Raw genomic sequence first — 19,639 nt, 5'->3', positions numbered from 1 at the left:
TCTATGATAATGCAGAATTCGACGCATTACAACAGAATCTACCGATGTATATTTTGGCAATTATATCCTTATCGCACTATCATTTATACTTACACAAAATAATCTAGTGTTTAAAAGTAACCCTTTTAGAAGATTCCTAGAAACTTTTTCTTTTTAACGGGTTCAGGTACATCCCCAACAATCATTTCTCCGTTAATGAGTAACTGCGTATTTTCCATATAATAATAGAGCATGTCATTTCCGTATTCGTCCCTGATGAACTGCATCGCTTCGTCCATACAAAAACCTCTTGTGGTTGTGTTATGTGCATCAGAGGCAATGAAATGTGTTAAGTTCGATTCAATCAGTTGTCCACTAAATTGTTTGATCTTTTTGCCGAACTTACCTACTACACTTGCCGCAGTCACTTGTGTAAGCGTGCCATCTCGGACAAATTCATATAAAAGATCTGGATTTTCCATTAGTTCTTTATTTCTTTCTGGATGTACAATAATAGGTTTCACTCCATGAACTTGTAGGTCAAATAGGAGTTGTTTTGTATATCGAGGTACATGATTGGATGGTAACTCGACGAATAAATAGCCACTCGTTTCATTAAGCGGTAGTAGATGTCCTTGTTCTAGGTCGTTGATCATTTCTCCGTTTATTCGCGTTTCTTGACCTGGTAGAACCTTCAGAGGGATACTTTCTTCTACTAATCTGTCATTCAACAATCGAACATGTTCGACAATATCTATTTTATAATTCTCATATCTTCCATTCAAATGATGAGGTGTTGCAATAAGGCTGTCGATTCCTTGGGATACGGCTTCTCTTGCCATTTCTACACTCTCATCCATATTCTTTGCCCCATCATCGATATTCGCTACTATATGACAGTGTATATCTATCACGTACATCAGCCCATTCCATTTGTTTTTTTGCGATAGTTTTAGTATAACAGGGTTTATCCATAAAAAAAACAGTATACTTTTGTCGAATACTGTCAATTAATACAAAATATATAGTTATTTATTCACATGCATTTTACATTTACACCCAAATAAGAAATAACTTTCTTCCCGACGAATTCTCAAATAATTCCAAGTATTCTTTTTTTCTTTTTCATGCGAATTGGTTCATCTCCCAGGACCGTTTCACCTTTCGTCATTAATGTGGCATTCTCCAAGTAATAATAGACGGTTGCGTTCCCATATTTTTTCCTAATCTCTTTGACTGCTGCCTGGAATGTATAGGAGGAACGATCACCTGCTTCTGTCCCAATAAAGTGTGTTAAATTAGCTTCAATCATCTCGTGTACGAATTTCTGCACTTTCCTGCTGTTTTTACCAATCACGCTATCTGTTGAAACCTGCACAAGCAACCCTTTCTTCACTAACTCATATAACGCATCAGGCTCATAAATAAATTGTGCATGTTTTTCCGGATGTACAAGTATTGGCCTATATCCCTTTAGTTGTAAATCATAGATTAGCTGACTCATATATTGTGGAAGATGATTTTGTGGTAATTCAATCATGACATATCCACTATTCACATTCATCTCTAGCAAATGGCCAGACTCAAAGCTATCTAACAAATCACCGTTGATGCGGATACACTGACCTGGAAGTACTGTTAATGGCACCTCTTCTTCAACGAGTCGATTATTAAGATCCTTCACATACTTCAGAATTTCTTTTTTGAAATTATGATGCTTGCCATTCATGTGACTTGGGGTAGCTACGATCGTGTAGACTCCTTGCTCTAACGCTTCTTTAGCCATAGCAATACTTTCTTCCATGTGCTTCGCTCCATCATCTACACCGGGTAAGATGTGACAGTGTATATCGATCAAACTACTCACTCCTATTCTAGATAATTCCAACATTTAGGTAATGGGATATATTTCTAGCAATAGAATAGCACGAGAAATTTGTAAATGGATAAGAACCTTTGTCGAAATTCCAATAAATAGAACAAATTTTTCTCCAAAAAGAACAACGCAAGTTGTCGATTATAAATTTCCGTCCCGAGCATTTCACATTTTCTATAGGAACTATTTTATTTTTTTGGATCGGGTGGGAAAGTTACGTCGGCTGATTTTATATTAGCTAGAACATATTGTTTATAACAGAAAACACCTTGCATCCATGTAGATACAAGGTGTTCGTTATTAATTTGTGCCGTAGTAGTAATATTGACCTTTTTTCTGTTCTTTATCATTAAGCACAACGCCTAGAAGTTTTGCTTTTGCTGGCATTAATAGGTCTCTAGCTTTCTGTCCAGCCTCATACTCGGTTTGTTTACTTCTTACAACCATAATTGCCCCATCACAGATATTCGCAAGAATTTGTGCGTCCGTAACAGCTAATACTGGTGGCGTATCAAAGATAATTAAGTCATAATAGCCTTTCGCATCACGGATTAAACGTTCCATCGCCTTTGAACCCAATAGTTCAGAAGGATTTGGTGGAATTGGTCCACAAGATAATAGGTCCAAGTCTTTTACATCACTCTTTACAATCGATTCGTCAAGTATTGTCTCACCAACTAGCACACTACTTAATCCTCTACGGTTATCCATCCGGAAAGTGTAGTGAAGCGTTGGTTTACGCATATCCGCATCAATCAATAGCACCTTTTTACCTTGTTGTGCAAACACAATTGCCAAGTTCGCAACGGTTGATGACTTCCCTTCCGCAGGACCAGAAGACGTTACAAGCATCGATTGAATTTCATTATCCACCGAGGAAAATTGCAAATTCGTTCTAATCGTACGGTATTGCTCAGAAATTGGAGAGCGCGGATTTAATTTTGTAATCAAATGCCTCATTGTCGTATTTCTAGCTTGTTTTCTTCGCTTGGCCACCGATCTCTCCCCTTCCTCTTTGGCTCATCGCCTTATTAAATTGCGTTGTTACGATGTCATCTTCACCGATGTGCGAGATAACACCAATCACAGGTAATTCTAATTTATTTTCAATGTCTTGCTCTGTTTTAATCGTATTATCTAAGTATTCAAGTAAGAACGCTAAACCTACTCCCGCCATTGCTCCAACTACCATTGCAATTGCAATGTTTAACATTGGGTTTGGCGCAACCGGTTGTGGGTTTGCAGATGCTACCGCTTCCGATAAAATACTAACATTGTTTACATTCATTAAGTTCGGCACTTCATCCTGGAATACAGTAAACGTCGTGTTCGCAATTGCTACGGCCATATCTGGATCCGTATCTGTTACCGTTACCTTAACAACTTGTGAACTTTGAGCATTGGTCACATTAATTGCATTTGAAGTAACATCTACTCCCAATTCATCTGATACTCTATTTAAAACTCGTGGGCTTTTTATTATCTCGTTATACGTGCTGATCAATTCAACGTTAGTACGAATCTGATTTAAATCTACCATATTGGTTTGTTCATTACTTTGACTAACAATAAATTGGGTACTCGCTTGATAGGTTGGTGTTAATACAAAAAAACTAATAATTGCACTTATTGCCGCTGCCCCGAACACTAATAAAACAATAAGAAGGAGGCGTTTTTTAATTGTTTCAAATATTTCCTTCAACGATATCGTTTCTTCCATTATCTTCCCTCCGGTACATTTTATCTGTCGCTTTTATTGAAACATAGCATACCGCCACGATAATTAGCGAAAGTTGTTTCTCCTAAACTATCGTCAAGAAGTTCAATAGTTTTACAAAAGCATCCCTAGTTGAACATCACTTTCGAAATTATAACACAGTTTTATTTCATTTGGGACTAGATTAGATGACATTTCTTTGGAAAAAGATGTTATTTTGTAATGTTTGCGCTTTCAATGCGAATTTCTTTTTTTCTTATGGGTTATTAGTAGGAGTACAATAGTTATTGTTCTTCGTGATCATCTTTATTAGTCAAATAGAAAAGGATGCTATCTAATGCGCATCCTCTTCATCTAGTTATCCAAGTATTCACTTATTGCTTCTGCATATTTTTCTGCAAGGAAAACATGTCCTTGTTCTGTTAGTGCTTCACCATTCACGTAAGTGTTAAAGTTATTGCTATTCCATAAGCCCGCTAAGTCAATAAATGCCGTACCTGATACTTCTGCTCTCGCATAGTTGAGATTCGTATTTAGTCTGTTCAACGCATTATCATCTGCTACAGGTGTCGCAATAGCACCACTTATAAATACAGGTACATCTGGCAACTCATTTCTAATCTTTATTAAAAACTCAATTAAATCCATATAGTAGTCGGTATAGGTGATTGTTTCTTCTGTAAGTCCAGGCAACGCATGTTGACCATAAACGACTAGGATTGCTGTTGGATCCTCCGCGATCACGTCATCTTCCACACGGTTCAATCCACTATTTTCTTGATCTTCTGGATTACTTATGTTTAAGTCTGTACCTGCGATGCCCTGGTTTACAACTTCCATATCTAGTTCACTACCTAGTAAACTTACAAAATGCTTGGAGCTAGGATTGATGTGTCCGTAGTTATGACCAATCACAACGACTTTTTCAGATGCCGCTTCTGGCTTCTGCACTTCCGCACCCGCATCAATGATTAAACTTGTCACTTCTGCAAAACCGGAATAGACTAATTCTATTTCATGCCAACCCTCACTACCTGTAAAGATTTCAATCTCACTTTTCGTTCCATCATTTCTAAGTTCTCTTGTTTTTACCAACTCACCATCAACATAGATCGAAACACTACCTTCCATGTTACGTTGTATCAGGGTAGCAAAACTACTATTGGTAGAGATACTTGCTTTTCTCCCAAATGCTGGCTCACCAGTACTCTTAAATGTTCCTTGCATGACCGGACCCCAATCGGGGATCTCGACCTGTTCCCAGTTGCCATGACTTAATAGCCACGCATCTTCTGCCGCTGTGACTTCTAGTTCTTGGTTGTTATCTGTTGAAGGCGATGTTCTTTCTTGTTCTGCATTACTACTAGATTGATCGTTTTCCTCTCCAGCAACCGCACCATTTCCTGCTGCCTCAATTTTACCATCCCAGTGCAGCTTGCCTACGATTAAGATTGCTATGAGCGTAATACAAGATAAAAGTAAAATAATTGCTTGTTTCATAAGTAATCAGCCTTTTAAGTATTTTATTTCTTAGGTTATGATATCACATTTTATGACAAATTGTGTCAGTGAGGTTATTCGTTTTTTAGATTTACTTCTTTTAGTCAGTTGTTCACTTTTATTCTATGGGTATATGCTAGGGACTATAAGTCTGCACGGTTGTAAACTTAATTTTCAATCTCATCTTTTTTAAGATCAAATTTTGTCGAAATTTATTTTTAAAACTTTCGACCTCTTTTGGGATATATTTACTAGTTGCTTTTTTAGATAGATCCTGAACTAAAAAAGCAGACCATCAACCTGATGATCTACTTCTCTACATTTCTATTTTTGAAAGTCACTTTTCAATATAGTTTCTAACTCTTTCAGGTTTTCTAATACGCCTGTATTACTTTGTAAGCAGCTCTGCAATGTAGCCGTTACTTCTTGAATCGAAGCACTTGATTCCTCACTATATGCTGCAAGCTCTTCGGTTGACGTTCCGATGACTTTTACCGATTCAGTGACAGATTGCATCAACGTGTTACTGAATTCAGATAGATTATTAAGATTAATAATTGCCGTATTTATTTGTTTGAATGAATCGTTTGTGCTTTCTGTTTGTTCAGCACTTTCGGTCATACGATCGGCAACCTCTACCATTTTATTTCTTGTTTGGTCGGATTGTTGCGAGAACGTTTGTAGTTGTTCTGAAATTTTCTCAGCAGAATCTGTTGTCATTTCTGCTAGTTTTCTAATTTCATTGGCTACAACCGCAAAGCCTTTTCCATGTTCCCCAGCACGTGCAGCTTCAATACTAGCATTCAGTGATAGTAGGTTTGTCTGGTTGGCAATCTCTTTGATCGTGTTACTGAATTCATTGGTTTCGTTTAAGTTTTGAATCAATTGGCTAATCTCTTCTGACATCGCATCAATATCTGCTTTAAATTCACCAATGGTTTGGGATAGTGCAGTTACTTGTTCTTGACCTGATTCTGATAACTGTTTTGTAGAGTTGGACTCGTTTGATAGTTTTTCCATTGTATTGCTCATCTCTCGTAATTGCTGTTGCATACCAGAGATCGATTCATTGATTTCTTGTGTAGATTGGCTTTGTGAAGTTGAACCTGACGCAATCTCATCAAAAGCTGCATTCATTTCATTAAAGGACACGTTACTTTGTTCCCCATTTTTTGTAATGTATGCTGTTTTTTCACTTACGACTTCTATTAAGTTTACGAGTGATTGTCTTTGTTGTTCCTGGTTCGCTGATAGCCTCTCTGCTTCTTCACGAGCCGCTTCAGTTTGTTTCATCATATAGTTCGAAACGTTGAGTAAGGCGAAAATTACGACAGAGATTAGGACATAATAGATTAAGTACGTAATCTCAGATCCTTCTTCAAAGTTAATCGAAGAGCTTTGCGCAAATACCATATAGGACATTAATACAAGACCAAAAAGGTTAGTAAAGATTGATAATTTCAAACTCATATAGATTAGCGCTAAGATAACCAGGTAGTAAATTGACATAACGTTTGTTGCGGAAGGTTGCGTAAACACGGTGTATGACGTTGAAATCATCGCACCTGCGATTGCGATATATTGTAGATAGAATATCCACTTTCTAGTGAAATGGAAGAATAAGAACACACCCCAGATGAGCACTTGTATCCCCAATACAATCATGGAATCAGGCGAAAATTCTGCTGATGCAATCGCTAACAAAACGAGCGCGGTCACGATTGTTTGTGCTAGAAATACAATTGAGTTCCTTTTCACCATATCAAGTTGTTTGGTTGATAGCTGGGCATCAATCTGTTTTCTTTTTTTAAGCATACGCATTACAACCCCTGTCTGAATAATTTTTACTATGATTTATATGTATAGTTATAAAATACTACATTTGTCGACAAATGTAACTAGTTACTTTTGACTATATCAGAGGGTGATAAAAGAAATAAATAATTATTTAACAGTTGGTTTTATTTATTTGTTAGATTTGATGTGTCCAAGTAAAAGCTAGTGGGTATGATCTGTAACACATATTATATAGAAGAAACACGTAAAGACAGGTCTGATTAATGACCTGCCTTTTACGATTAGACTCTTTGTTTTCTTTTGTTGAGGTAGAATAATATCCCACCAACTATGACGATTAATCCGCCTATTAATAGATAGTTAAATGTATTCGTTGCTGTGGATGGTAAGATATCCCCGTCAACAGGTTCTTCGGTTGGATCGATTGGTGTTTGGGTTTCGCCGTCTGTTTCATCTTCGTCACCAAGTATTTGTTCGGCAACAAACTTGATCTCTACTTCGAATGATAGGCCTTGGAAATCATTGCCTAGTTCGGGTGGGAAGGAGACGACGAGATTTAGCTTTTCCTCGTGCATTGTCTCAAGAAATCGTGCATCGAATTCTTGAAACTCACTTAGTTTCCCATCATATAGGGATCCGTCCTTATCGTGGATTTCAAGTGAAAATTCCTTAAATAGTTTTTCAGAGCCACCTTTGAAATCCACTACTGCATTATAGGCGAAATCCTCTTCCCCTCTATTTTGAATCGTTAATTCTTTCTCCGCCCAGTCTCCAGGTTTCATATTCTCGACATTAAATAATACTTTGTCTGGTGAAGTTTCGATGTTGATTGGGTTTGTGGCTGCCAAAACTGGAATAGTTATGACACTCATGGCTACTAATACCAACACTATGAAACTAAATATTATTTTTTTCATCTTGTTTTATCACCCTTACTGGACGATATAATCCTCCATTATTATTGGAGCTTATAATGCTTTCTTCCGGCTCCTTTTGCTCTTCCTCTATCTTATCTTCATTCTTATCTTTCGTGTCGAGTTGGGAAAGACTTTTCCAAATGGTGAATCCAGCATATGCCAGTAACAGTATGCCTGGTAACACGAGTAATATCGCACTGCCTTCTTTTGATTGAGCAAAGTTAGCTAAGTAGCCTATATATGGAATTGTAAACCCCTTATATTCCGCTACCACATTATCCGATAATACTAGTGTCGGGTCGGGTCCATTATTATTGTCACCCTTTGTCTGATACATGACATTCTCTCCACTTTGGACAACATCAATGACTCTGTGGGTAACCAATACCTCATCTTCATTCACAAATGTAATCACATCTTCTTTTTGAAAACGCGTCATATCTCCACCTGGTTTCACTGCAATGATGGAACCTGTTTTCATTTCAGGTTCCATTGATCCTGATAACACGGTCTTTAATTGGTAACCAGCGATTTGCGGCTCTCCACCTGAAGCCCTTGCAGAAATAACGATAAAAGCCATAGCCACTAAAGTGACGAACAATATAATTGTAATTAGACTACTAACCCATTTTCCTAACAACCTAATGTTCATTATTGCTCACCTTCTTCAAGTCCACTTGAATCCTCGGGCTCACTTTGTTTTGTTTGGTCTGGGTTTTCACTACTATCGGTTGATTCTTCTGATTTTTCGCTATCTTCTTTTTCCTCTTCTATTTCTTGATCGGGCTTTTCATCTTCTGCACTCTCATTTTCTACTGGCTTCTCTTCTGATTTATTGTCGTTTGATTCATTATTTGTATCTTCAGTTGTGTCTGCATCATCATTATTTGTTTCTTCATTGTTGTTCTGTTTTGGTTTTTCCTCTGTGTTAGTATCTTCTGTAGCAGGTTTTTCGTTTTGTTTCGCATCATCATTTGCATTTTCGTTTAAGCATTTGTCCATAACTTTTTCACTCCAGATTATTGGGTCTGATCCTTCATACCCTTCGACCTGGTACGCTTTAAATATATAGGAACCTTCCTCAACCACATCATAGGTGAGTTCTATGATCTCTCCAGCACCCATTGGTCCAATGACGCCTTCAGCAATTTTCTCCCCATTTATTCTTGGTTGACCGTTTTCCTCGTAGAAGACTTCATATCGCGTTGAGTCTGTCATAGCAAATCCTTTGTTTTGCAATTCAACGGCGATTGCGACATTTGGACAAGCCTTCACATTTTGTGTAGGGATTCCGATAAACTCTAAATCACTCTTATCCCACCAGGTCCCCGCTTGTATAACCGTTTGTGCTTCTTTCGTTTCATTAAAAAAAGCACCTGTACTTGATGTTAAAACAGAAAAACTAACCATTGCCGCATACCAAATTGCAACAATTTGGGCAACAATAATTAACTTGCGATACTTTTTTCTATATTTTGATAACCGTGAACTTCTCATTTTTGATTCCTCCTGCTTGGTATAACTTGGTTATTAAATTTTGTAAATATATAAGTATGTTATAGATTTACGAAATTTAATAATGGTAGAAAGGTGAGCAGGGCTCACCTTTCTGGTTAATGGATAGTTATTATCTTCTTTCTCCGTCCTCTTGTTCAGCAGTGAATTTCCACTCGAGATTTAGAGTGTCACCTTGGAAGATGTTTTGATTTTGTTCATTATCAACGAATTCAATTTTAACCACTAAATAATCAGTTCCGCTAGCTGGGATTCCATCTTCTTTATAATCCCAAATTAGAAAGTCTTCTAATTCAACAGCTAATTCATCAGGAGTCATATCAGAAAGTTGTTTAAGAGTTTTACTTCCTACCACTTCATAAGAATCATCATCTAACCAATGTTCAGGATGACCTTGGTTTTTAATGAAATGAACCATAAAATGTTCACCCATGTCTTGGCCTTGGTTACTTTCTTCCGAGTCAACAGTATATGACGTATCTAAAAGTACTTTCGCAATGTCTAATGAACCAGTATTTTGTAATTCGAAGTAACGTTTCATTGTGTCACCTGGTTTTAAGTTATCAACATTAAAGATAACTTGTGGATCTAAAGTTAAATCTAGAGTACCCGCTGCAAACGTGTTGTTAGATGTTTCTACATCATTAAAGTAAGCAAACGTTCCTCCCCCCACCAAAGATATACCTAGAGCCGCTGCCGCAATTCCTAGACCTAATTTCTTTTTAATTCCCATTTCTCGTATTCCTCCCTAAAACTTTTCTTTTTTTATTTTGAAATCCTATATGTAAGGATTTACAAACAATGAAATGGACGTTCACTATCCGACAACTTTTCGTTCGTTATTGAGAATAGTTGTGTCAATTGGAGTATATGACAGACGGTATGAAATAGAAAACTCTAAAATGAACGAAATGTGCGTAAATAAGAACATATTACTTTGTTTTTCTCTCCCTTTCTTGAATTTGCTTACCTTTTTGTTTTTACGGATTTATTTTTCGTTCTAAATAAAGAACACTTATAGCTGTTAAGATGGTCCTAGTAGGGAAATGTCGACTCGAGGTAACTTTCAAAATAGATTGTCGATTACATAGGTATTTATATTGGGGATTTAGAAGATTTGTTGATTTTATAGGTAGAAACTCGGTTTTTGAGAGAACATGCGACAGAACATGAATGACAAAAAATAAGCAGATTACCTTTTTTCATAAAGGCAATCTGCTTATGGTTTCCTATATCTAATTGGTTATTTCTAACTGGCGCTGGCATCCACTATTTAAACGTTCCTTCGATGACAGTCTCTGTTAGAGCCCTGCGATCGGATGGTTTTTCTCGTTCTTGGATGTCCTCTGGTAAGGTCAACTTTTCGCCTTGATATCCTATCGCTACAACTGCGTGAAGGTCATAATCTTCAGGGATCTGGAGCATTTCGCGTGCTTTATCTTTATGAAATCCACCCATTGCATGCGTGATGAGGCCATGATGTGCCGCTTGTAAGGCGAGGTACCCCCATGCTGTGCCTGTATCAAACGCGTGTGTTGGTCCATTTTTTTCTGAAATGATTAACATATAGGCAGGTGCGGTTTTACACCATTTAAGGTTACCATCCATAATAAATGCGTGGAATCGCTCGCGATCTTCTTTTGTTCGAGCTAGGATGAAACGCCATGGTTGTTTATTCATAGACGAAGGCGCCCATCTTGCCGCTTCTACTATGCTAAATAATTTATCTTCTGGGACTTCTTTATCCAAAAAGGATCGTGGAGACCACCGATTAAGGAAGATTGGGTCGATATCATGGTCTGCTTTTCTGTACTTTTCTATTAATGCTTTTCCATCCGTTTCGTGCATAGCATTGCTTGCCCCCTTCGCTTTTTTTCTGTATATGTATATTCCCCTACATCTGCTTCTTCAAACATTAGAAAAACTCGCATTCGCTCGTCCTTTAACGAATGTGTTAGTTTTTCTTATACTTGGCACATTAAATTTTCACTTCGTCGATTACACCTCTCAGCTAAAAATTTATATCTTCTTAACGTACAAGTAACGCAAAATAGACGAATGTCATATGTTAATAGTGGGGTGTTGATCATGTTTAAAAGCATTGGCTTGTTCATTCAATTTTTCTTTTTCTTCACAGTTGGACTAATTGGATTCCTTTTTTTCCTATACTTTGTTATACCGTTGATCGGCCTGAAACCATTTATCATTATTTGCACCTTGCTACTTATCGGATTTATTTTAGAAGGTGCTCATAAAATGTTTAAATAGATGTAGTGCCCCCACTGGAAACAGAGGGACGGTTCTTGTGTGCACGTTTTGTGCACACAAGAACCGTCCCCATGTTTCCATTATATATAGAACCAGTTGTTTTTTATGGCGTGGAGTACGACGTTTGTGCGGTCGGGTAGTTGTAGCTTTTTTAGGATCGAGTTGACGTAGTTTTTAACCGTCTTATCCGAAATAAACAAATGTTTGCCTATTTTTTCGTTGCTGTATCCTTTCACTAACAACTCGATTACTTCCCACTCCCTGTTGGTAAACATGTCACACGGCCGCTTTGGCTCTTGGGATACCGTACTAATGTACTCATCTAATAAAACGGGAGCCAGTTCCTTATCGACATATACTTTATCGTTAAAAATGGATTCAATCGCGTGGACAAGCTCCTCTTTTTCCATTCCATTGTAGAAGTAACCATGCAAACCGAGTTTAAATAGACATGGCAAAGCAGGATTTGTAGTTGTTGGGGTCCATACTACTACTTTTTTACCTTCCGTCTTATAACATTCTATTAGGTGATGTATGTCTAGATTAATATCTAGATCAATAATAACCATATCCGCTTTAGATCCGATGTTATCATTCACTTTTAAATCATCAGGACCGTACGTATAAATCTCACTATTTATTAGTTCCTGTTGTAATGTCGTTACAATCATATCACGAATTACCGAATGCGCTTTCAAGATAGCAATCTTCTTCATTTATCTCACCCTAACTTAGACTTCGTCGTGAGGTCTACCTATGATCAACATAAAAAAACGACCACCCAAAATAGATGGTCGCTACATAAGCGTATCATATACTTTGGTAACCAGGCGATCATAGTATAAATACCTTAGACCCTAGGCTTTGCGTCCTATTCTTTCGACATAGTTTGCCTTTTTCAATTTTTTTATCTTCTATAGAAATGATACCATGATCTGCACACAAAACAAGTACTTCTAGCTAATTCCTCTACATTTACCATTATTCCCCGTAATTATAACAGTATGATTAAGAGACCGTAACAAACCCCTTTTTTCGACATTTCCATGCTATACTCGTTTCAGAAAGCGACGCGAGGCCAATCGCGCTAACAAACTAATAAACTATAACTTATACCACTTAAACAACCTGAGACTGATAACTTAAAAAGGGAGAGTGGAACAACATGAAAAAAACATCAAAAACGTTAATAACGGTAGTAGCCACTTTAGCGATTACAACAGGTTTTTCAACAAATGTAGATGCTGCATCTTATAGAGTACAATCTGGGGATTCTCTATGGACAGTCTCACAAAAATATAATACATCGATTTCAAGCTTAAAATCTATCAATAATTTATCTTCTAATACTATTTTTGTAGGACAAACGTTAGAGACTAGTAGCAAAGCTTCAGGATCAACTTATACGGTAAAGTCTGGAGACTCTTTATGGTCAATCGCTCAGAAGCATGGCGTTTCTGTATCTAATCTAAAGTCATGGAATAATAAATCTAGTAATACGATTCATGCTGGGGAGAAGTTAGTAATTTCTAAATCTGGCTCTTCTGCGTCAACAGGATCTGGATCAACTGCAAGTGTGACAGCATACAAAGTCAGCTCAGGCGATACATTATCTCATATTGCAAAAAGATATGGCGTTTCCGTATCCAACTTGAGAACGTGGAATAATCTATCTTCTGATATGATCTATGTTGGACAAACAATCCGTCTAACTGCACCAACTAGTGGCTCGAAGGTTTCCGAGCCTAAGAAAGTATCTGAACCAAAACAAGAAACAGCTAGCATTGCTAAAAAAGTAGTTGCAGAAGCGAAAAAGCACGTTGGCACCCCTTACAAATGGGGCGGAACAGCTCCTGGTGGATTTGACTGTAGTGGATTTATCTACTATGTACACAAAACGGCAGGCATGGATATCAATAGAGCAAGTGCAGCATCATACTATAACCAGTCTGTAAAGATTTCTAGCCCTGAGGTTGGGGACCTTGTATTCTTTAGTGGTACGTATAAAGCAGGAATCTCACACATGGGGATCTATGTTGGGGATAATAAATTCGCTCACGCAAGTTCAAGTGGTGTACAGATTACTAGCTTAGATAACTCTTATTGGAGCAAGTACTTTACTGGTTATGGAGCTTGGAAATAATTCTTTTTGGACAGGCCGCCTTTGGGTGGCCTGTTTATTTTGTTTTAGAATCGGGTATGAGCTAAATTAAGGTATATACTACTAAAAATCCCTTTCTTAAAATCACCATCCTTTTCTGTTAGACGTAAATATGAATTAATTTTTGATAAATTACCTCTATTGAACCCACATACAAGTGTTCTGAGATATGAATTCCTAGTATATAAATTACTCAGGTTATATGAATAGATATAACTAATAAGAAATACCCACTAATACTGATAATCATTCTCATTAGTTTTACCCACAAAACTGAAAATTAAGTAATAAAATGTAAAATTATCGTGTCGAAAGTATTGGAAAATTGTCAAAACATGATACAATAACAACTAATATACTTTACAATCCATAATGTCTAAAAATATTATTCTCATCTATAACGATAATAGCAAATTTACTGAAAGGTAAAGACGCAAAGCTGAGGGCCTAACGCTGAAATAGCTACGGTAGCCTAGTTACCGAAGGATGCAGGTGCGAAAAGCAAACCTTAACTCTTTAGGTTTGCTTTTTATTTTCATATTAGAAGATTGTAAGATAACTAGCCTATTTATACTATGTTCAACCTAATGTAGCATTAAAAGTCAGAATATTTGTAAGGAAGATTCTTACCTTAGTCACTTGATTAGTTACGGCGTTCGTTTCATACATATCACACATCAAGAAAAAGAATGTCAACCAAAGCATTATATACTTTATTACTTGAAAGACGAAAAAGTTAGTTAACATACGAGGAGGAAGCTAGATGAAAACAACAAAATCCATCTTTCAATCAGATACATTTGAAAAGATATATAAGTCCTTCTTTACATTAAATCATGATGCTTGTTTTGTATTAGATATGAACAGGAATATCAAATTGTTTAACAACGCTGCCGAAAGCCTTACAGGTTACTCTTCGGATGAAGCTCTGGAGATATCCATTCAAGATTTTTTGCAAAAGGATACCATTACTGAATCGACTTTACACTTTAACAAGGTGATCGAGGGGAACGAGCAAACATTTAACATAACAATTAAACATAAAAACGGTTATGAAATTGATGTAACCATTACAGCCGTCCCGCTTAAGGTAGAGGAACAAATTTGCGGAATAATAGGAATCGCTAAAGAATTAACAAAATCGCATCAAATGGAAACATTGCTAGATGGTCAAGCAGAAGTACTGAAGATGATCTATACGAAGCACCCAATGAAAGATGTATTAGACCAGATCAATTTATTGATGGAGGATGTAATAAGTGGTGGAACTTGCTCCATTCTTTTGGTTGACCAGATAAACGAGCAACTGATACATGCATCTTCTCCACACTTACCAAACAGTTATTGTAAAAAAATAAATGGTACAAAGATTGGTCCAACATCCGGTTCCTGCGGTACAGCAGCATATTATAAAAAACCAATCATTACTTCCAATATTGATGATGATCCATTATGGTTACAATACAAAGACATTGCAAGCGGTTACAACTTGAAAGCCTGTTGGTCCTATCCAATTCTTGATAACCATGAAACGGTATTAGGTACATTTGCGATCTATTATCCGGTACCGCGCACACCGAAAAAAAATGATATTCAATTAATTAATAAAGCCACACATCTTGCTAGCCTAGTCATTCAACATTATCATGCAGAAGAAAAAATTAACTTTATGGAGTATCATGATGATTTAACCATGTTAGCCAACCGAAAGCTTTTTGACAAATATGTAGATGAGGCTATTTCTCGATCCCATGATAGCGCGGAAGATAGTTTGATTGGTATGCTCTATTTAGATTTAGATCGATTCAAAGTAATTAATGAAACACTCGGCCATCACATCGGGGATCAATTATTAAAGAAAGTTGCACAACGGTTAAAAGAGAGTTTACGAGAAGATGATATGATATCCAGACAAGGTGGTGACGAATTTTCCATTCTAATTAAACATGTCACCATCGAACAGATCAAAACAATTGCGCAACGGATCATCCAAACCTTAGTGCAGCCTTTTCATATACATCGCAAGGAAATTTTCGTAACACCTAGTATAGGTATCAGCCTGTATCCAAATGATGGGGAAACGGTAGCAGACTTACTCCGAAAAGCGGATGTCGCAATGTATCAAGCAAAGAATAGTGGAAGAAACCAATTCGAATTCTATAATAAAAGCTTAGATACACAGGCATTAGAGCGATTAAAAATTGAAAATGAATTACGGAAAGCCCTTGATAAAAATGAATTCAATCTCGTATATCAACCAATTCTTGACCTTTCTACGAATCGTATTGCTGATGTAGAAGCATTAATTCGATGGGAAAACGATACATTAGGTTCGATATCTCCGATGCACTTCATTCCAATTGCAGAAGAAACGGGGTTAATCATTCCTATTGGTGATTGGGTTTTAAGAACTGCTTTTAAGCAATTGGAATTATGGAATAATAGCGGATATCCACCAATATCTGTGGCCATTAATATATCGATTCGCCAATTTTATCAAGCCGGTTTTATCAATCAAATCCAACAATTACTACAAGAGACAAATGTCCAACCTGATCAACTCACCTTTGAAATCACCGAAAGTATGACGATGGATATCGAAGCCGCTAAGGAAATTTTGTATCATTTAAAAAAGCTTGGCGTTAATATATCGATAGATGACTTTGGTACAGGCTACAGCTCCTTAAGCTATTTAAAGTCTCTACCTATTGATTATTTAAAAATTGATAAATCTTTTATTAATGACATAAATACGAATAAAGATGACAAAAGCATTGCGATTACGATGTTAACGATGGCCCAAAGTCTTGGCATCAACGTTATCGCTGAAGGAATTGAAACAAACGAACAATTAGGGATCTTACAGCAACACCTATGTAACAAAGGACAGGGGTTTTTATTCAGTAAACCTGTACCTGTCGAAGAATTAAACAAGATTCTTGAGATGGAAAGCGTTTATTTCTAACTTTCTGATATAATATGTATGTATAGACGTATCTTATTTATAGATTCATACTTATTCTCATATACAGATGGAAAAATACATTCTATCATTGGAGTTACATGTCATGAAGTCACTTGTTTATTTCTTTTTAGAGAATATGGCACTAATCATAGCCTTTATGTTTATTACATTAAAGGCTAAGAACTTTGTCGTTAAATCTATGACCTCACTATGGTTTTGGTTGTCTCCTTTCGTTGCTGGTTTCTTATCCATGAGTGTGATGATTAACGGATTTGTGTACGAAGGAATGCGACTAGATCTAAGAGAGGTTCCTATTTTTATTATTTCTTATTTAGGTGGGTGGAAGGTTGGGCTATTGGCTATCATTATTCCAAGCCTCTATCGCGCCTCACTTATGGGCCCTACAGTTATGGAAGGTATCTTGCAAGGCATCCTATTACCCGCAGTGATTGGATCACTTTTTTATCGTAAAAACCATACTATTTTATACCCTTTCATAAACTTCCGCCATATGCTGGTTGGCATTTCCACCTATGAATTATTGAAATCGATTTTCATTCTATCGACAACACCAATCCCAGTACATATTGTTATTGTTTTTGCATTGTTTTCCGCTTTGGTTGTGTCGGTCATCACACTCATGCTGAACGACGACACACAAAATATTAAATTAAGAAAACAATTAGAGTTCCATTCCAATCATGATCCATTAACTACTTTACCGAATATGCGCAAGTTTAATCATGAAGTGCAGCTTCTTATTGAAAACAAAATTCCATATGCCATTGCGATGGTTGATGTTGATTATTTTAAAGAGTTTAACGATAATCATGGCCATTTAAATGGAGACCATGTTCTCCAAAACATTGGTAATCTCCTAACCAAAAGTTGTCGAGGCACGGATATAGTTGCTCGATATGGTGGCGAGGAATTTATCATTTGCTTTTCCAACGTTTCAGAAATGGGAGATTTAAGTGAAGCTGCTGAACGGCTACGAAAAATAGTTGAAAATCACTCCTTTTCCGTTGAAGGTAAAATGCTAGATGTACAAGTTACGATTTCCATTGGTATTAGTTTTTCAGTTGAGGGAAAAGCATTAAAGCAAGTGATAAAGGAAGCGGACGAAGCCTTATATCTTTCTAAGGAGAGGGGACGTAATTGCGTTTCTTATTATGAGTCGTCATTTTCGTAGGGCGACTGTTTGTCGGGATGGAGTCTTGGATGGCTTGTTTTAATTTCGTGTATAAGCCAGGCCAGGCAGAAAAATGGAAATCATTTGTATTATTTTGTAATGTTCTGTAAAATAATTAATATATTGGTTAAAAGGTCGTGGTTCTTTATGAGTAACAATGTCGATAAGGTTATTGAGGCATTGCGCATACAAATGTACAACGCCTATTTAGAGAATCCCAATAGTAAAGAAGTCATTGAAATATCACAGAAATTGGATGAATATATTCTCTTAGCAATGAAAAATTAATTGTGATGTAAATAAAAAAACAGCACAAAAAGCATCACTTTTCTGTGCCGTTTGTGCTGCCTACGTTTGTGCTGCTTATTCCATGAATTCCACTACTTTTTTATCGATCAAACCTTCATCCTGCATCCGCTACCGCAACGCCTAGTTCTTTTGTTCTGTATCAAATCCTATGATGGAAAAAGTCATTATTATCCCGCCCTTTTTTTGGTAATAGTTCTTGGTTAAATAGTATAAGCTTGTTCGGGATTAAGCAAACGTTTGATTTATCATTTTGTGCAGATTTTTGTTGAGTTTTGTAAAATATAGGCATATTATATAGATAAATTGAAGAAAGGAAGTGTTCTATGATCATTAAAACCCGTTCTGAATCAGAGGAATTGCTAACGATGCGCACTTTAAACAGGAGGATGGATTTGACTGACAAGGAAAAGTTTCATCTCTCCAATATGGAAAAGGGATATGAGGGAGAAAGGAAGTTTGATGTCCTGTTGGAAGATCTCCAGGAGGAAAGGTATATTCTATGTGATCTACTCCTTGAAATCAACAACTCCTACTTCCAAATTGACACGATGATTATTTCACAAGGAGTCATTCACCTCTTGGACAACAAGTATTTTCAAGGTGATTTTTATTTGGAGGATGACAAACTATACTCCGTTACTACGAAACGAGAGAGGAAGAATCCGGTTGATCAAATCAAGAGAAGTACCACTCTGTTTAACCAGTTTCTACTAAAGCACAAGTTCAAATTCCTTGTTGAACCCTTAGTTATTTTTAATCACCCTACATTCACTTTATATCAAGCCCCACTAAGTCAACCTATTATTTTCCCAACTCAAGTTCATCGGTTATTAAACGGATGGAATAGCACACCATCCAAGTTAAATGCAGACCACAAAAAACTTGCTCAAACACTGCTCGCTTCGCATATACCTAAGAACCCTTTTGCCCAATTGCCAGCATATAGTTATGAAGGGTTGCAGAAAGGGATTTATTGTGACGGTTGTGGGTCTTTTCATATTAGTAAGCTTCGGTACGATTTTTTATGCAATTCATGTGGTAGGAAGGAGAAGATAGAAGAGGCGATATTGCGGAATGTGCGAGAGTTTAAGCTTCTGTTTCCTGATCGTCGAATTACTACCCAGGCTATTTATGAGTGGTGCAAGGTGGATGTACATAAAAGAACCATTAGTAGACTCCTGAAAAATAACTACACTATGCACGGGGTAAACACTGGTACTTACTATAGTTAGCGCTGTTTGGGAGTGGGATTAACTATGATCGGGGAAGACGAGCCTGTCCCTGAATATAATTGGCTCTTAGTTCTTTTTCTTGTCAGCGAGCGGGTGCTTCTCTGACTTGAACTGATTCTTCTTTCTCTTGCTTGTCAGTGAGCAGGCGCTTCTCTGACTTCGACTGGCTCTCTTTTCTTTTTCTTGTCAGTGAGCGGGCCCTTCTCTGACT

Annotated in this window: 18 protein-coding genes and 2 riboswitches; of the genes, 6 read left to right on the top strand and 12 right to left on the bottom strand. The window is 37.0% G+C overall.

Annotated elements, in window-relative coordinates:
* Positions 1-125 precede the first annotated feature (125 nt).
* The 11 genes from NYQ66_RS02375 to NYQ66_RS02325 all read right to left on the bottom strand — a co-directional run bounded on the left by NYQ66_RS02375 (position 126) and on the right by NYQ66_RS02325 (position 11,149).
* Positions 126-893 carry a tyrosine-protein phosphatase gene (locus NYQ66_RS02375; RefSeq protein WP_259866461.1) on the bottom strand — a complete coding sequence of 256 codons (768 nt, stop codon included), beginning with the start codon at positions 891-893 and terminating at the stop codon, positions 126-128.
* Between the two features lie 179 nt (positions 894-1,072).
* Complete coding sequence (locus NYQ66_RS02370; RefSeq protein WP_259866459.1) at positions 1,073-1,846, bottom strand: tyrosine-protein phosphatase; 774 nt, start codon at positions 1,844-1,846, stop codon at positions 1,073-1,075.
* Between the two features lie 309 nt (positions 1,847-2,155).
* Positions 2,156-2,851 carry a CpsD/CapB family tyrosine-protein kinase gene (locus tag NYQ66_RS02365; protein ID WP_259866457.1) on the bottom strand — a complete coding sequence of 232 codons (696 nt, stop codon included), beginning with the start codon at positions 2,849-2,851 and terminating at the stop codon, positions 2,156-2,158.
* Complete coding sequence (locus NYQ66_RS02360; protein ID WP_259866455.1) at positions 2,826-3,575, bottom strand: YveK family protein; 750 nt, start codon at positions 3,573-3,575, stop codon at positions 2,826-2,828. Before NYQ66_RS02360 ends, NYQ66_RS02365 begins: the two co-directional genes overlap by 26 nt.
* Before the next feature lie 351 nt (positions 3,576-3,926).
* Entirely contained in the window at positions 3,927-5,072 is a 1,146-nt protein-coding gene (locus NYQ66_RS02355) for an SGNH/GDSL hydrolase family protein (protein ID WP_259866453.1), read from the bottom strand.
* Positions 5,073-5,396: 324 nt separating this feature from the next.
* Complete coding sequence (locus NYQ66_RS02350) at positions 5,397-6,887, bottom strand: methyl-accepting chemotaxis protein (protein ID WP_259866451.1); 1,491 nt, start codon at positions 6,885-6,887, stop codon at positions 5,397-5,399.
* Positions 6,888-7,150: 263 nt separating this feature from the next.
* Positions 7,151-7,786, bottom strand: a complete 636-nt coding sequence (locus NYQ66_RS02345) for an LPXTG cell wall anchor domain-containing protein (RefSeq protein WP_259866450.1) — start codon at positions 7,784-7,786, stop codon at positions 7,151-7,153.
* Positions 7,767-8,438 (bottom strand): signal peptidase I SipW, encoded by a 672-nt coding sequence (gene sipW / locus NYQ66_RS02340; RefSeq protein WP_259866448.1) that lies wholly within the window; start codon positions 8,436-8,438, stop codon positions 7,767-7,769. The genes NYQ66_RS02345 and sipW overlap by 20 nt, the downstream gene beginning before the upstream one ends.
* Positions 8,438-9,283: an amyloid fiber anchoring/assembly protein TapA gene (gene tapA / locus NYQ66_RS02335; protein WP_259866446.1), complete on the bottom strand. Its 846-nt coding sequence runs from the start codon at positions 9,281-9,283 to the stop codon at positions 8,438-8,440. Before tapA ends, sipW begins: the two co-directional genes overlap by 1 nt.
* A gap of 130 nt (positions 9,284-9,413) precedes the next feature.
* On the bottom strand, positions 9,414-10,034 hold the full coding sequence (locus tag NYQ66_RS02330) for a CalY family protein (RefSeq protein WP_259866444.1): 621 nt from the start codon (positions 10,032-10,034) through the stop codon (positions 9,414-9,416).
* A gap of 536 nt (positions 10,035-10,570) precedes the next feature.
* Positions 10,571-11,149: a nitroreductase family protein gene (locus tag NYQ66_RS02325; protein ID WP_259866442.1), complete on the bottom strand. Its 579-nt coding sequence runs from the start codon at positions 11,147-11,149 to the stop codon at positions 10,571-10,573.
* A 240-nt stretch (positions 11,150-11,389) separates the two neighbouring features.
* Between NYQ66_RS02325 and NYQ66_RS02320 the strand changes: the two genes are divergently transcribed.
* Positions 11,390-11,569 carry a hypothetical protein gene (locus NYQ66_RS02320; protein ID WP_259866440.1) on the top strand — a complete coding sequence of 60 codons (180 nt, stop codon included), beginning with the start codon at positions 11,390-11,392 and terminating at the stop codon, positions 11,567-11,569.
* Between the two features lie 80 nt (positions 11,570-11,649).
* Here the strand turns inward: NYQ66_RS02320 and NYQ66_RS02315 are convergent, their stop codons facing one another.
* Positions 11,650-12,285 carry a response regulator transcription factor gene (locus tag NYQ66_RS02315; RefSeq protein ID WP_259866438.1) on the bottom strand — a complete coding sequence of 212 codons (636 nt, stop codon included), beginning with the start codon at positions 12,283-12,285 and terminating at the stop codon, positions 11,650-11,652.
* Between the two features lie 102 nt (positions 12,286-12,387).
* A riboswitch (cyclic di-GMP riboswitch) is annotated at positions 12,388-12,473 on the bottom strand.
* A gap of 261 nt (positions 12,474-12,734) precedes the next feature.
* Between NYQ66_RS02315 and NYQ66_RS02310 the strand changes: the two genes are divergently transcribed.
* From NYQ66_RS02310 to NYQ66_RS02290, 5 genes are all read left to right on the top strand, one after another.
* Positions 12,735-13,712 (top strand): C40 family peptidase, encoded by a 978-nt coding sequence (locus NYQ66_RS02310; RefSeq protein WP_259866435.1) that lies wholly within the window; start codon positions 12,735-12,737, stop codon positions 13,710-13,712.
* Positions 13,713-14,128: 416 nt separating this feature from the next.
* Positions 14,129-14,214: riboswitch (cyclic di-GMP riboswitch) on the top strand.
* Between the two features lie 279 nt (positions 14,215-14,493).
* On the top strand, positions 14,494-16,695 hold the full coding sequence (locus NYQ66_RS02305; RefSeq protein ID WP_259866434.1) for an EAL domain-containing protein: 2,202 nt from the start codon (positions 14,494-14,496) through the stop codon (positions 16,693-16,695).
* Between the two features lie 103 nt (positions 16,696-16,798).
* Positions 16,799-17,887, top strand: coding sequence for a GGDEF domain-containing protein (locus tag NYQ66_RS02300; RefSeq protein WP_259866432.1), 1,089 nt, complete (start codon positions 16,799-16,801; stop codon positions 17,885-17,887).
* 147 nt (positions 17,888-18,034) lie between these two features.
* On the top strand, positions 18,035-18,175 hold the full coding sequence (locus NYQ66_RS02295) for an aspartyl-phosphate phosphatase Spo0E family protein (RefSeq protein WP_259866430.1): 141 nt from the start codon (positions 18,035-18,037) through the stop codon (positions 18,173-18,175).
* 407 nt (positions 18,176-18,582) lie between these two features.
* Complete coding sequence (locus NYQ66_RS02290) at positions 18,583-19,428, top strand: nuclease-related domain-containing protein (RefSeq protein WP_311202000.1); 846 nt, start codon at positions 18,583-18,585, stop codon at positions 19,426-19,428.
* The last annotated feature ends 211 nt before the right edge of the window (positions 19,429-19,639 follow it).

It is taken from the genome of Aquibacillus koreensis (genome assembly GCF_025154055.1).
GTDB classification, from domain to species: Bacteria; Bacillota; Bacilli; order Bacillales; family Amphibacillaceae; genus Aquibacillus_C; species Aquibacillus_C koreensis.
This window is presented reverse-complemented; position numbering and strand designations above follow the sequence as displayed.

Excerpts from the sequence above, each read along its gene's own strand:
- NYQ66_RS02290 (WP_311202000.1), top strand. The coding sequence starts at position 18,583 with ATGGATTTGACTGACAAGGAAAAGTTTCATCTCTCCAATATGGAAAAG.
- NYQ66_RS02355 (WP_259866453.1), bottom strand. The coding sequence starts at position 5,072 with ATGAAACAAGCAATTATTTTACTTTTATCTTGTATTACGCTCATAGCA.
- NYQ66_RS02305 (WP_259866434.1), top strand. The coding sequence starts at position 14,494 with ATGAAAACAACAAAATCCATCTTTCAATCAGATACATTTGAAAAGATA.
- NYQ66_RS02360 (WP_259866455.1), bottom strand. The coding sequence starts at position 3,575 with ATGGAAGAAACGATATCGTTGAAGGAAATATTTGAAACAATTAAAAAA.
- NYQ66_RS02310 (WP_259866435.1), top strand. The coding sequence starts at position 12,735 with ATGAAAAAAACATCAAAAACGTTAATAACGGTAGTAGCCACTTTAGCG.
- NYQ66_RS02300 (WP_259866432.1), top strand. The coding sequence starts at position 16,799 with ATGAAGTCACTTGTTTATTTCTTTTTAGAGAATATGGCACTAATCATA.
- NYQ66_RS02330 (WP_259866444.1), bottom strand. The coding sequence starts at position 10,034 with ATGGGAATTAAAAAGAAATTAGGTCTAGGAATTGCGGCAGCGGCTCTA.
- NYQ66_RS02325 (WP_259866442.1), bottom strand. The coding sequence starts at position 11,149 with ATGCACGAAACGGATGGAAAAGCATTAATAGAAAAGTACAGAAAAGCA.
- NYQ66_RS02345 (WP_259866450.1), bottom strand. The coding sequence starts at position 7,786 with ATGAAAAAAATAATATTTAGTTTCATAGTGTTGGTATTAGTAGCCATG.
- NYQ66_RS02320 (WP_259866440.1), top strand. The coding sequence starts at position 11,390 with ATGTTTAAAAGCATTGGCTTGTTCATTCAATTTTTCTTTTTCTTCACA.
- NYQ66_RS02350 (WP_259866451.1), bottom strand. The coding sequence starts at position 6,887 with ATGCTTAAAAAAAGAAAACAGATTGATGCCCAGCTATCAACCAAACAA.
- NYQ66_RS02295 (WP_259866430.1), top strand. The coding sequence starts at position 18,035 with ATGAGTAACAATGTCGATAAGGTTATTGAGGCATTGCGCATACAAATG.
- tapA (WP_259866446.1), bottom strand. The coding sequence starts at position 9,283 with ATGAGAAGTTCACGGTTATCAAAATATAGAAAAAAGTATCGCAAGTTA.
- sipW (WP_259866448.1), bottom strand. The coding sequence starts at position 8,438 with ATGAACATTAGGTTGTTAGGAAAATGGGTTAGTAGTCTAATTACAATT.
- NYQ66_RS02315 (WP_259866438.1), bottom strand. The coding sequence starts at position 12,285 with ATGAAGAAGATTGCTATCTTGAAAGCGCATTCGGTAATTCGTGATATG.